The 12,465-nt window shown below is 72.0% G+C and carries 14 protein-coding genes; 6 read left to right on the top strand and 8 right to left on the bottom strand.

Annotation, left to right across the window (positions count from 1 at the left end):
• Positions 1 to 263: 263 nt before the first annotated feature.
• Genes ACTHL9_RS14150 through ACTHL9_RS14120 form a run of 7 tightly spaced genes read right to left on the bottom strand, consistent with a single transcriptional unit; the run spans position 264 to position 7,168 of the window.
• Positions 264 to 1,013, bottom strand: coding sequence for an SDR family oxidoreductase (locus tag ACTHL9_RS14150; RefSeq protein WP_440519931.1), 750 nt, complete (start codon positions 1,011 to 1,013; stop codon positions 264 to 266).
• Between the two features lie 49 nt (positions 1,014 to 1,062).
• The gene (locus tag ACTHL9_RS14145) at positions 1,063 to 2,442 is read right to left on the bottom strand and encodes a PfkB family carbohydrate kinase (RefSeq protein WP_440519930.1); all 1,380 of its coding nucleotides are present in this window, start codon (positions 2,440 to 2,442) and stop codon (positions 1,063 to 1,065) included.
• A 1-nt stretch (position 2,443) separates the two neighbouring features.
• Complete coding sequence (locus tag ACTHL9_RS14140) at positions 2,444 to 3,193, bottom strand: D-sedoheptulose-7-phosphate isomerase (protein WP_440519929.1); 750 nt, start codon at positions 3,191 to 3,193, stop codon at positions 2,444 to 2,446.
• A complete protein-coding gene (locus tag ACTHL9_RS14135; RefSeq protein WP_440519928.1) occupies positions 3,190 to 4,479 on the bottom strand; it encodes a glycosyltransferase in 1,290 nt (429 codons plus the stop codon). Before ACTHL9_RS14135 ends, ACTHL9_RS14140 begins: the two co-directional genes overlap by 4 nt.
• A 60-nt stretch (positions 4,480 to 4,539) precedes the next feature.
• Positions 4,540 to 5,538: a glycosyltransferase gene (locus ACTHL9_RS14130; protein WP_440519927.1), complete on the bottom strand. Its 999-nt coding sequence runs from the start codon at positions 5,536 to 5,538 to the stop codon at positions 4,540 to 4,542.
• Entirely contained in the window at positions 5,538 to 6,563 is a 1,026-nt protein-coding gene (locus tag ACTHL9_RS14125; protein WP_440519926.1) for a glycosyltransferase family 9 protein, read from the bottom strand. Before ACTHL9_RS14125 ends, ACTHL9_RS14130 begins: the two co-directional genes overlap by 1 nt.
• On the bottom strand, positions 6,560 to 7,168 hold the full coding sequence (locus ACTHL9_RS14120; RefSeq protein WP_440519925.1) for a D-glycero-alpha-D-manno-heptose-1,7-bisphosphate 7-phosphatase: 609 nt from the start codon (positions 7,166 to 7,168) through the stop codon (positions 6,560 to 6,562). Before ACTHL9_RS14120 ends, ACTHL9_RS14125 begins: the two co-directional genes overlap by 4 nt.
• A 175-nt stretch (positions 7,169 to 7,343) precedes the next feature.
• Here ACTHL9_RS14120 and ACTHL9_RS14115 point away from each other — a divergent pair, with 175 nt between their 5' ends.
• Genes ACTHL9_RS14115 through ACTHL9_RS14100 form a run of 4 tightly spaced genes read left to right on the top strand, consistent with a single transcriptional unit; the run spans position 7,344 to position 10,983 of the window.
• Complete coding sequence (locus ACTHL9_RS14115; protein WP_440519924.1) at positions 7,344 to 8,318, top strand: glycosyltransferase family 9 protein; 975 nt, start codon at positions 7,344 to 7,346, stop codon at positions 8,316 to 8,318.
• Positions 8,319 to 8,336: 18 nt separating this feature from the next.
• Positions 8,337 to 9,344 (top strand): zinc-dependent alcohol dehydrogenase, encoded by a 1,008-nt coding sequence (locus ACTHL9_RS14110; RefSeq protein ID WP_440519923.1) that lies wholly within the window; start codon positions 8,337 to 8,339, stop codon positions 9,342 to 9,344.
• A 32-nt stretch (positions 9,345 to 9,376) separates the two neighbouring features.
• Positions 9,377 to 9,766, top strand: a complete 390-nt coding sequence (locus ACTHL9_RS14105) for a 6-pyruvoyl trahydropterin synthase family protein (RefSeq protein ID WP_440519922.1) — start codon at positions 9,377 to 9,379, stop codon at positions 9,764 to 9,766.
• Complete coding sequence (locus ACTHL9_RS14100; RefSeq protein WP_440519921.1) at positions 9,763 to 10,983, top strand: glycosyltransferase family 4 protein; 1,221 nt, start codon at positions 9,763 to 9,765, stop codon at positions 10,981 to 10,983. The genes ACTHL9_RS14105 and ACTHL9_RS14100 overlap by 4 nt, the downstream gene beginning before the upstream one ends.
• Here ACTHL9_RS14100 and ACTHL9_RS14095 read toward each other — a convergent pair.
• Positions 10,884 to 11,585, bottom strand: a complete 702-nt coding sequence (locus ACTHL9_RS14095; RefSeq protein ID WP_440519920.1) for an SDR family oxidoreductase — start codon at positions 11,583 to 11,585, stop codon at positions 10,884 to 10,886. The two genes, ACTHL9_RS14100 and ACTHL9_RS14095, sit on opposite strands and share 100 nt — an antisense overlap.
• Before the next feature lie 284 nt (positions 11,586 to 11,869).
• On the opposite strand from ACTHL9_RS14095, the gene ACTHL9_RS14090 reads away from it, so the two are divergent.
• Together ACTHL9_RS14090 and ACTHL9_RS14085 are read left to right on the top strand one after the other, a co-directional pair.
• Complete coding sequence (locus tag ACTHL9_RS14090; protein WP_440519919.1) at positions 11,870 to 12,133, top strand: GlsB/YeaQ/YmgE family stress response membrane protein; 264 nt, start codon at positions 11,870 to 11,872, stop codon at positions 12,131 to 12,133.
• A gap of 1 nt (position 12,134) precedes the next feature.
• The coding region (locus ACTHL9_RS14085; RefSeq protein ID WP_440519918.1) for a hypothetical protein at positions 12,135 to 12,465 on the top strand (331 nt) is incomplete at its 3' end.

Raw genomic sequence — 12,465 nt, 5'->3', positions numbered from 1 at the left:
CGGGGCGGCTCCGGCGGCTGATGTCGCCGCCGGGGCGGCTCCGGCGGCTGATGTCGCCGCCCGGGCGGGGCCGCCCCCCCCCGCGCCCCCCCCCCCCGCCCCCCCCCCGCCCCGCCCCCCCCCCCCCCCCCCCCCCCCCCCCCGCCGCGCGCCCGGCCCCGCGGGGGGCCCCCCCCCGGGCCCCCCCCCCCCCCCGCAACCGGGGGTCACGGCGCTAGCCGGGGTTCCGGCGCAAACGGGGGTCCCGGCGCTAGCGGGTGCGGTTACGGCCAGGAGTCCTCCATCGAGCCCATCACGAGCAGCTCGCGTACCTCGCAGCCGCGCGGTTGGGAGAGCGCGAAGATGACGGAGCGCGCGGTGTCGGAGGGCCGGTTGAGATTCGTGCGGTCGTGCGGCTTGTACTGCTCGGGGCGGTCGTCGAAGAACGCGGTGTCCATGCCGCCGGGGATGAGGGTCGTGACGCCCACGCGCCCCTTGAGCTCGGCGGCCAGCGCCCGGGTGAAGCCGATGACCCCGAACTTGGAGGCGCAGTACGCCGTCGCCCCGCCGGCGCCGCGGAGGCCCAAGGTCGATGCCACGGTCACCACGCGCCCGTGGCTTCGCAGGAGATGCGGCAGCGCCGCGCGGACCACGGCGGCCGTGCCGATGAGGTTCACCGCGATGACCTTCTCCCATTCCTCGGCGGGGACCTCGTCGAGCTCGCCGCAGCGGTCGATGCCGGCCGCGCACACGATCGCGTCGATCCCGCCACCCTCCTCGGCTGCCTGGGCGATGGCGGCCTCTGCCGCCTCGCGCTCCGAGAGGTCCACGACCCAGCCCCGAGCCGGAGCCTCGACGGGTTGACGGTCCAGGACGATCGGCAGCGCGCCCTCAGCGGTCAGGGCCTCGACGACGGCCGCGCCGAGACCCGACGCTCCCCCGGTCACGAGGACTCGGGCCCCCTTGAGGGGATGGCTCGCGTCCTGGCCGAGCCTCTGCTCGACGTTCTCCCGTGTGTCGATGCTCTGCGTCATTCGGTAGTCCTCCCGTTGTTTCTGGTGGTTGTCGGCTGGTGCGGTTCGCTCAGCCCAAGCTCGCAATCGCTGCGGCGAGTCCCGTCGTCGAACGCCCGGGCTGGAGCGGCACGGTGACCACCTCGCCGCCCCACGAGCGCAAGTGCTTGGTCTCGGGGAGTTCGTCGGGCCGGTAGTCCGCGCCCTTGACCCACACGTGCGGCCGAAGCGCCGTGAGCACTTCCTCCGGCGTGTCCTCGGTGAAGATCTCCACGGCGTCCACGCAGCTGAGGCCCATCAGCAGCTCGGCGCGGTCGTGCTCGTTCATGACCGGGCGCTGCGGCCCTTTCAGGCGCCGGATGGAGTCGTCGGAGTTGAGGCACACGATGAGGCAGTCGCCGAGCGCCCGCGCCGCCTCGAGGAGGTGCAGGTGACCTGCGTGAAGCAGGTCGAAGCATCCCCCGGCGGCGACGACGGTCCCGCCCGTCGCGCGGATCCGGCGTGCGAGCGCGACGGCCGGCGAGTCGGAGCTGGCCGCCTCGGCGGCATTCCCGAAGCCAGGCCCGCCTCCCACGCGCAGCGTCGAGACCCCGCCCGCGGCAAGGAACGCCGCGGAGGTCGCGACGGCGGCCTCGGTCGCGGAGCGCAGCGGCTCTCCCTGCGCGAGGGCGACGGCGAGCGAGGACGCGAAGCGGTCGCCAGCGCCGCAGGGGTCCTCGATCCGGAGCCCCGCGGAGGGCACCGCTACGTGCGTGTCGCCGTCGGGCCCGCAGACCAGGGCGCCGCGCTCGCCGAGCGTGACGACGACGGCTCGGGCACCCCAGCGTTGGCGGAGCCGATCCCCGGCGACCGCCACAGCGCCGGGCTCGTCGACTTCGCGGCCCGAGAACGTGAGCAGCTCGGAGAGATTCGGAGTCACGGCCGCCGCGCCAACGGTCGGGCGGGTGCCGCGGGGGTGCGGGTCCCACACGACCGGGACGCGTTTGGCAGCCCGCTCGAGGGCCGCGCGGACGGTCGCGACGCTCGTGAACCGCCGGCCGTAATCAGCGACGACGACCGCGTCCGCAGATTCGAGCGGGGCCAGGAGCGCAGGCTCGACGACGGGGAACGGCGGCATCGCGCAGCCTTCGTCGACGCGGGCGATCCGCTGCCCGCTGGCGGTGAGCCGCATTTTGACCGGCGTGGGGCCGCCCAGCGCGGCCGCCTGCACTCGGACCGGTCCGAGGAGCGCACGGAGGCGGGCGGCGGCGTCGTCGTCTGAGAGCGCGGTGATGAGCTCCACCTCATGCCCATCGTCGGCGAGGAGAGTCGCCACGAGGCCGGCTCCCCCCGCCCGCTCGAGGCGGCGGTCCACCTCGAGGACCGGGGCAGGAGCGTCCGGGCAGAGCCTGTCGGCGTGGCCCGTGAGGTCGATGTCCAGGAGGGTGTCCCCGACCACGGCAATCTTCACGTCAGTCCCTCCCTTCCACAGAGGCATCCGATCCCATAGACGCGTCTTCCCTCACGCACGCGTCGAAGCACTCGCACAGGGCGTGGATGGCGATCAGCTGCGCCTCCTGGACGTGGCAGCTGCGGGCGTCGAGCGTCACCGCGTCGTCGACGGCGGCGGCGAGCGGATTCGGGCCCGGGCCGGTCAGCGCCCAGCTGATCGCGCCCGCCTCGTGGGCGGCTTGGGCCGCCGCCACCAGATTGGGGCTCTTGCCGCTCGTCGAGAGGAGCAGCACGATGTCGCCGTGCCGGGCGTGCGCGCGGACCTGCCGTGCGTACACCTCGTCGTAGCCGTAGTCGTTGCCGATCGCGGTGAGCGCGGACGTGTCGCCATGCAGGGCGATCGCCGAGAAGGGCCGCCGTTCGCCGTCGTACCGTCCCACCAGCTCGGCGGTGAGGTGCTGGGCCTCCGCCGCGGAGCCGCCGTTGCCCGCCACCAGGAGGCGCCCGCCCGCGGCAAGGTGCTGGGCGAGGTCGCGGCCCCAGCGGGCCAGGACGGCCGACTGCCGGCGCAGCGAGTCGAGGGCCTGCGCGGCCGCGTCAATGTGGCTGGAGATCTCGTGCGAGAGCTGCTCGTCCGGGACCATGCGGACCCCGTTTGGGGCGAGGGGTCCGCCGGAGCGGATAGTGGCGAGTCCTCCGTCGGGTACGGCAGCCTGGGCTGCCGTTTCCCGAAAAGGGCGGGAAGTCTTCGTGGTGTTCAGAGCGTTCATCGTGCCCCCTCTCCGACGCGGCGCAGACGGCTCCGGGATGCCGCCACGTCCGCCTCGGGCTGTTCCCAGTGGTCTCTCATGGCTCGGTAGATGCGTTCGGTCTCGGCCGCCACGCGGTCCCAGGTGTAGCGGGTGCGGGTCCGTTCGACTCCGGCGGCGCCGAACTTCTCCCGCAGCGCCGGGTCGTCGGCGAGCGCCGCGATGGCGTCCGCGAGCGCGGCGGGATGCTTGGGCTGAACGTGGAGCCCCGTGACGCCGTCGACGATAGATTCCTGCAGCCCGCCCACGGCGGAGACGATCACGGGCACTCCGCACGCCATGGCCTCGAGCGGAACGATGCCGAATGGCTCGTACCAGGGGGTGCAGACCACCACGTCGACGCTCCGGAACAGCTCCGGCATCTCGGCTCGCGGCACTTGGCCCGTAAAGATCACCTGCCCGCCCACGCCGAGGGAGTCGGCGAGGTCGCGGAGGCGCCGGACCTCGGGATCGGTGGCGATGCGGTCCTTGCCCGTAGTGCCGCCTGCGACGAGCAACTCGATGTCGCGGTGGCCGGCGGCGGCCAGGAGGGCGAGGGCGGAGACCACGATGTCCACCCCCTTGCGCGGAACGAGCCGCCCGATCACCGCAAGCCGCAAGCGCTGTCCCCGCGGACGCGCGGGCCCATCGGGAGTGAACTTCTCAACGTCCACGCCGCACGGCGCGATCGAGATGCGACGACGGTTCACGCCGAGCTGGCGCAGCTCGAACGCCTCATCGGGGCATGTGGCGATGACGCGGTCCACGCTCCGGGCGACCCACGGCTCGAGGAACTCGCGCTCCGACGGGCTCGTATCGTCGGTCCCCTGATGGCGGCGCTTCACGACGCCGAGGGCGTGGAATGTCTGGGCGACTACGGGCGGCGGCAGGAGCTCCTTCTGGAGCTTCCCGACGGCCTCGATGCACGCGATGCCGGACATCCAGAAGTGCCCGTGCACGATCTGGGGTGCGTCGTCCCGCCAGTAGCCCGCGAGCTGCTCGGCGAAGGCGGGCATGTAGGGCAGGAGCTTGTCCTTGGGGACGGCATGGGCGGGGCCTGCGTCGACGTTGACGAGCCGCACACCTGTCGGGAGCTCCTGCTCCCAGTGGAGGCGCTCGCTGTCGCGCCGGGTGAACACGGTCACGTCGTGGCCGCGGCGGACGAGCGCAGCGGAGAGCTCGGCAACGTGCACGTTCTGCCCGCCTGCGTCGACTCCGCCGACCGCGGCGAGCGGACTCGCGTGTTCGGACACCATCGAGATCTTCATTGCGTTCTTTCTCCTCACAGAAGGTCGGAGCCTCAGGTCGGGCGGGCTAGCGGCCGCGCGTCACGTGGGTCCGGAGACCTCCGCGGACACCACGCCGCCTCGGACGTCGGACAGCACCTCGTCCCAATCCCTGAGGAAGCGTCCGAGGCTGTAGCGGGCCAGGGCGGCCTCGCGGGCGGCGAGACCCGCCTCGCGAGCCGCGTCGGGGCTGCGGGCGAACCGCCGGGCGGCGGCGACGAGATCGCCGAGGTCCGTGCTCACGCATCCGGCCTCCTGCGGGACCGCTCGCCACGCCTCGGTCGAGCCGAGCGCCAGCACCGGGAGCCCGGCGTGCATCGCCTCGATGAGCGCAAGGCCCAGCGAGGTCCACCGGAACGGGTGCAGATAGGCGCGACGGCGCGCGAGCTCGGCGTGGAGCCGAGCGGTGGGAATGTCGCCCGCCCACTCGAGCCGGTCCGGCACGATTCCGGTGGCCTCGTGGAGGCCGCTGCCGCCCATGCCGAAGATGTCGAGCGGGGCCACGTCTGCGAACCGCGCAAGGAGGTCGGTCCCCGCGGTCCTCCCCCGCCGCACCGGCTCGTTGACCACCACGCCGAACCGCTCGAGCTCGCCGGTGTAGCAGAGCCCCGGGTCACGGACTCCGTGCTCCACGACGTGCACGGGGGCCTGCCCGCTGTCCCACATGAGCGCGTTGAAATGCGTCACGTGGACGATGGGGATCTGGGTCTGGTCCGCGAGCGGGTGCCGCGTGTCCGGGACGTTGCCCTTCGGGGTGTTGTGCTCCACGAACGCCGCGGGAACATCCTGCCCGGGCCTCAGCCCAGTGAGCTCGGCGACCCGGTCCACCTCGTCGGTGCGCTGGAGCACGACGGCGTCGATGGTGGCGGCGAGGCCCGCGAGTTCCTCGACGGGGACTTCGACCGCGGACGGCCAGTCGCGCCCGCCCGTGCCCAGGCCCCATCCGGTGCGGCTGTCGTCGACGGGCAGGAGATATTCGTGATTGCCGCGGACGAACGCATCGGTCCAGCCGCCGTGGACGTGCCAGAGGAGGACGCGCATCAGGCCACCGCCTTCGGGTGGACGCCGAGCAGCTGTTCCACCGCGCGGAACGCCGCCTCGGGCGTGACGTCCGCGAGACACGGGTGCCCCGGCACCGGACACGTCCGGGCACGGCTGCCCGCGCACGCCGCGGACTGGTCCCCGAGGACGACGACGGGCGCACCCCGCGGCGCCCATGTCCCGGCCGAGACGACGGGCGAGAAAAGACTGACCACGGGGGTCCGCACCGCCGCGGCGATATGGGCGGGTCCCGTATTGCCGACGACGACCGCACTCGCGCCCGCGAGGAGGTCCACGAGTCCGCGCAGGTCGGTCGCACCGCCAAGGTCGATGCCGTGGTCCCCGGCGACGGCCGCCGTCAGCTCCCGCTCGGCGGGGGTGCCCGTCACGACCACCCCGAAGCCGGCAGATGCCAGCAGTGCCACGAGCCGCGCCGAATGCTCGGCGGGCCACATGCGGGCCGGAGCGTCGGCGCCCGGATGGACCACCACGTACTCCCCCGCCGGGCGCAGCGAGGACCGGGGCTGCGGCAGCAAGGCGGGCAGACCGTCGTCGTCCGCGGGAAGCGCGAAGCCGGCGGCGGCCGCGATTCCGAGGGCCCGCTCGACCTCGTGCAGCTCCCACGGCAGGTCGCGGCTCGTGAGCCGGACGTCGAGGAGGCTTCCGGGGTAGTCCTCGGAGAGCGCCGTGATCCGGGAGACCCCGCACAGGCGGAGCTCGACCGCGAGCGGGAGAGACGACTGATGGAAGGACGTCAGGATGACCGCCTCGTCGACGGCGGCGTGGTCAAGGAGCCGCTCGAGGCGGCGGACGTGCCGCGGCGTGGCCTCCGGGGCGGGGTTCGCGATCCACGGCGCATCCCACACCATCCGGTCGGTGACGCCCGGGAGCATCCCGGCGACCCCGGCGCCGCGCGGCCCCGTCAGCAGGACGACTTCGGCGTGCTCCGCGACCGCCCTGATGGCGGGCCCGGCCAGGACGACGTCGCCGAGGCTGTCGAGCCGGGCGACGAGGACTCGCCTCACGTCCTGCTCCCTGCGACGGCCGGCAGATCCTCGGGCGCTATCTCGTCCCCGCCCTCAATCTCGCCGAGGGCGAGGGCGACGGCGGAGCGCAGGTCGCGCGCGACGGCGGGCGCCGCGTTGACCTCCCCCGGCAACGTCACCTCGGTGGGCACGAGGATGCCCCGCGCCCCAGCGCGCTGCGCCGCCTCCATGTCCGAGCCGATGTCGCCGATGACGACGACGCTCGAGGGCGGCACCCTCAGGGCCCGGCACGCTGAGAGGATGAGTCCGGGCTTGGGCTTACGGCAGCGGCACCCCTGATCGGGATGGTGCGGGCATACCCGCCACACGTCGAACGGTCCCAAGACCTCCTCGACGCGGCGGTTGACGCGGTAGACGTCCACCGAGCCCATCGTTCCCCGGCCCACGCCCGACTGGTTCGTGACCACGCCGATCCGCACGCCTGCAGCACGCAGGCGGTCGAGCGCTTCCCGTGCGCCCTCCACGGGCCTGACCTTGTGCGGGTCGCGGTTGTAGGGCACGTCGTGCACGAGCGTTCCGTCGCGATCGAAGAGCACAGCCGCGGGCGGTGCGTGCCGTTGCTGGTCCAGACGGTCGGGTTCCATGCCCGGGAACTGCCCGCCGAGAAGCTACAATAAACTTTCTGTTTTCCTGCAGCTTCTCCTCCTCATTCTTCTCAGGGCCGAGAAGCCGCCGCGCTCAAGCCATGGGCACCGTCACTCCTCTGTGCATCGGATCTTCAGTACGCATCGGATTTTCAGTACTAACTGGAGGCTGTACGTGAACGCCGGCTCTGACCGTCCTGTCCTGCTAGTCCTTCGAGCGCTCAAGCTGGGCGACCTTCTCGTCGCCGTTCCCGGGCTCAGGGGCCTGCGCTCGGGATTCCCGGACCACGAGATGGTGCTGGCGGCCCCGCAGTGGCTCTCCCCGATCATTCCGCTCATCGGCGGGATCAATCGCCACCTGCCGACCCCCGGCCTGAACGATCCGATCCCCTTCGAGGGCCACGTGCATGTCGCCGTCAACTTCCATGGCAAGGGGACCGAGAGCCGGCTCCGGCTCGAAGAGCTCTCCCCCGATCACCGCATAGGCCACAGCTCCCCCGGGTGGCCGGGACCCGAGTGGGACGACACCCTCCACGAGCGCGAGCGCTGGGTCCGGCTCCTGAACTGGCACGGCCTCCCCGGCCGGCGGGACGACTTCCGGCTCCTCCCGCCTGAGGTCGCAGCTCCCATCGAGGGGGCGACCCTCGTCCACGTGGGTGCCGCCTACGGCAGCCGCCGCTGGCCCACGGAGCGGTTTGCCGCCGTCGCCCGCGAGCTCAGCCGGCAGGGGCACGACATTCTGGTGACGGGTGGTCCCGAGGACTTCGAGCGCGCCGCCGACGTCGCGCGCGCGGCCGGGCTGTCCGAAGCCGCGGTGGTGGCCGGCGGTTGGAGCCTCTCCGAATTCGCGGCGGGGATTGCGGCAGCGCGCCTCGTCGTCACGGTGGACACGTCCGCCGGGCACCTCGCGACCGCCTACGGGACTCCCTCGGTCGTGATCTTCGGGCCGGCCACGCCGGAGCAGTGGGGACCGCCGGCCGACGGACCGCACGCCGTGCTCACCGAGGCGAGCGTCCGCCGGGGCGACCCGTTCGCCTCGACCCCTGATCCCGCGATGCTCGCGGTCTGGCCGGGACATGTGCTGGACGCGGTGGCTAGGCTCGAAGTGGGAGGGCAGTCGCCGGCGTCGGAGCAGGCAACGATCTTCTGACTGGGACCGAGGGAGGCAGTGACCATCGACAGCATCAGCGCGACCGCGTACTGGACGGTCGGGCCGCGGCGGGGCGAGCTGCGCCAGGAATCCCTCGCCGCGCCCGGCGAGGGCGAGGCTCTTGTGCGCACGCTCTATACGGGCTTCAGCCGCGGCACTGAGCGCCTTGTCTACGCCAACCGCGTACCGGAGCGGGTCGCGGGTCTCATGCAGGCCCCCCACCAGCAGGGCTCCTTCCCGTGTCCCGTCAAATACGGGTACCTCTCGGTAGGAGTCGTCGAGGACGGCCCCGCGGAGCTGCTCGGGCGCACCGTGTTCTGCCTGTTCCCCCATCAGGATCGCTACGTGGTCCGCGCGGACGAGCTCGTGGTGGTGCCCGACTCGGTTCCGCCGGCTCGCGCCGTGCTTGCCGGGGCGGTCGAGACTGCCGTCAACGCCCTCTGGGACGCCGCTCCCCGCATCGGCGACCGGGTCGCCGTCGTCGGCTGCGGCCTCGTGGGCGGCGCGGTGCTCGCCCTCCTGCGGCGCTTCCCGCTCTCCCGGCTCGAGGCTGTGGACAGCGACCCGGGCCGTACGGGACTCGGTGACGCACTCGGGGTCACGTTTGTGACGCCGGACGCCGCCCACGGCGACTGCGACGTCGTGATCCACTGCTCCGCAACCGCGGAAGGCCTCGCGCGCTGTCTCGAGCTCGCCGGCGACGACGGCGAGATCATCGAGATGTCCTGGTACGGCGAGCAGGCCGTGAGCGTGCCGCTCGGCGCGGACTTCCACGCGCGGCGCCTCTCGCTCAGGGCAAGCCAGGTGGGCGAGGTGGCCCTCGCCCGCAGGCACCGGCGCACGACGACGGACCGGCTCCGCCTCGCGCTCGACCTGCTCGAGGATCCCGCCTTCGACGCGTTCCTCGGCGGCCCAACCGACTTCGAGCAGCTGCCCGCCGCGATCGACGCGCTAGCCTCGTCTGGGGCGGGAGGCCTGTGCCACGTGATCCGGTATCCGGGTGCCGAGGGCTTTCCCGCCACGTAACCGCCCGATGAACAGCCAAGCCGAGGGAGCCCATGTACACGCTGACCGTCCGTGACAACATCATGATCGCCCACAGCTTGCCGCGGCCCGCGTTCGGGCCGGCACAGGGTCTGCACGGCGCCACGTTCGTGGTCGAGCTCTCCATCCGGGCCCTGGAGCTCGACGAGAACGCTACGGTCATGGACATCGGCGCCCTCTCGGGGATCCTGGGCAGCGCCCTCGAGGAGCTCCGCTACCGCAACCTCGACGAGCATCCCGCCTTCGAGGGCAGGCTCACGACGACGGAGGCGCTCGCCGGTCACATCGCGGAGGACGTAGCGGCGCGATTGTCGCAGTCCGAGGGCGAACGCCTCGTGGGGCTCTCCGTGGTATTGCGGGAGAACCCGGACGCATGGGCGGGGTACAGCCTGGACCTGCCGTGACGTCACCTGCGCCCGAGGAACGTATCGACTCTGGGGAACGGATTGACGCTGCGGAACGTATTGATCTAGTTGCGGCCGCTCCCCTCGGGTGGCGGTCCGGCGGCAGCGTCTACAACGAACGGCTTGTCGATGCCCTCCGCCACAACGGGGTCTCGGTCCATGCGTACAGCCTCGCCGGCGACTGGCCCGAGGGCAGCAGCGCGGACCGCGAGCGGCTCGCGAGCCTCCTGCTCGGCCTCGCGAGCGATGGCAGCCGCGCGGTCATCGTGGACGGCCTCGTGGGCTTGGGCTGCCCCGACGAGATCGCGCAGGCTCAACGGGCCGGGGTCGCCGTCTGGCTCCTGGTCCACGTCTCGCTCGCCGACCTCGCGCTCGGCACCCACTCCGTCCCGGCGTCCGAGGCGGCTCGGCTCGCGGGGCTCGAACGCGCGGCGCTCGAGGCGTGTTCGGGCGCCATCGCGCCAAGCCGGTTCGCCGCGCGCACGCTCGTCGAACGCTATGGGGTCGAGGCCGTCGTCGCCCATCCCGGGATCGACCCGGCGCCCCAGGCCAGGGGATCGAAGCCGCCGCATCTCGTGTGCGTTGCCGCGCTGCTCCCGGCGAAGGGCCAGCTCGTGCTCCTCGAGGCCCTCGACGCCCTCACCGATTTCCCCTGGACCGCCGCGCTCGTCGGATCGGATCAGGCCGACCGCGGCTATGCCCGGGCCGTGCGCCAGGCCGTCTCCTCGCCGCGGCTCGCCAGCCGGGTGCGACTCACGGGTGAGCTGCGCGGCAGCGAACTGGTTTCGGCCTGGGAGTCCGCGGACCTGAGTGTGCTGCCGAGCGCCCACGAGACTTTCGGGATGGCCGTCGCGGAATCGCTGGCGCACGGCGTCCCCGCCTTCGTGCCGGCGGGGACGGGAGCCGAGGAAGCGCTCGGGCTGTCCCTCGCGGGCGGAGCAGGACTGGCGGGGGCGGCCGGACAGCTCCGCGATCCGGGCGTCCTCGCGGGAATGCTGCGCGGCTGGCTCACTGATCCCGAAGAGCAGGCCGCGCTGCGGGCTGCCGCGCGGGCCGCGAGGCTCGTCCTGCCTACCTGGGCCCAGACGGCGACGGCGGTCGCGGACGCGGTCAGCGCTCAGAGGACGGCCGGGGAGCCGACTTCCTCAGGACGCAACGGACGGGCGACGGCGATGACCGAGCCCGAGATGTGGCGCGACTCCCCCGAAGCGAGATAGACGAACGCGTCGAGCTCCTCGAGGTCGTTCGCCTCCTCGTCGCTCATGCTTTCGCCGAGGCCCTGATTCGAGTCCACCGCCTCGAGCGTCGGCCCCTCAAGCGCGGGGTCCCACCGGGGACCGCCGACGACGGCGTTCACGCGCACCCCGCGCGGTGCCAAGGTCTGCGCCCACCCTTGAGTAGTCTCGAGCACCGCGGTCGCGAGGGCCTCCTGTGCGCGCGTCAGTTCGAGGCCGGGCGCCGAGAGGGTCACGGTATTGATGATGCTCGCGCCCTTGGGCATCGCGTCCAGCGCAGCCTCGGTGGTGGTCACCAGGAGGGCCATCGAGCGCTGGAGCGCCCGTTCTACGCCGCGGCGGATGGCGCGCAGATTCGCGCCGATCTCCGGGATCGCCGTAGGACCGGTGTTAATGAGGACGTCTAGTCCGCCGAGCTTCCGCGCCGCACTGCGAGCGACTCCCGTGCCGTCGTCGTCGGGAGCGCTGTCGATATCCACGAGCGCACCATTGCGGCGGAGGACTCTCGCGATCCGTTCACCGAGATCCCGGTCCTCCCCCGTGACAAGTACGCGCTGGCCTTTGAGGCGCGCAGCAACAGACATCGAACGAACTCCGTCAGTCAGCAGCCATAAAGGCTGTGGGTCAGGGTTGTCTGCTCAACGCAGAACAATCAATTCAACCATTCACAAGACGCGATCAAGGGCTCCTCCACGTGGCGGTCGCATGGCTGTTACCCAACCCTGCCCCAGTCAATCCGGGCCCAGTCCATCCGGTCCGCCGTGGCGGGTCACGTCAGAAGAGTGCGTTTTGGCCCCCACCCCTCGGGTAACAAACCCCCAGCAGGGCCCGGAACCCAGTCCGGTCCCCCAATGGAAAGGTGAGGTCAATGGGAATTCTGGCATTTCTTATTCTCGGTTTGATCGCAGGCGCCATTGCTAAGGCCCTCATTCCCGGACGCCAAGGCGGCGGATGGCTCGTGACGCTCCTCCTCGGAGTTGTCGGCGCGATCCTCGGCGGCTGGCTCGGCAGCGTCCTCTTCGGAATTGGACTCCAGAACTTCTGGAGCCTGCAGACGTGGATCGTCGCGATCGTCGGCTCGGTGATCGTCCTCCTCATCTACGGCGCCATCACGGGTCGCCGGAGGGCTTAACGTGATCGATCGCGACAGAGTCCCCGAGCCCCAAGAGCGCCGCGAGGACGTGCTTGAGCCGGAAGAACCCGGCAAGCCGGTCCCGCGAGACGCAGGCGACGAGGTGCCCGGCCGCGACGAAGTGACCCCTTCATCTCAAGGTGTTGGAGCGGTCTGGGGCGATGCCGAAAGGACGCCCCATCCCGGCCCAGTCCGGGAACCGGGCCCCATAGACCAGGCGGCCATGGAAGCGGTCGCCGAGGAATACGAGGTGGTGACCACCGAAGACGGGGAAAGGTACCTGGAGCCGCGGGACGACGATCCCGGGCAGGGCACCACGGATGATTTTCCCG

It is taken from the genome of Sinomonas sp. (genome assembly GCF_051955515.1).
GTDB lineage: Bacteria > Actinomycetota > Actinomycetes > Actinomycetales > Micrococcaceae > Sinomonas.
This window is presented reverse-complemented; position numbering and strand designations above follow the sequence as displayed.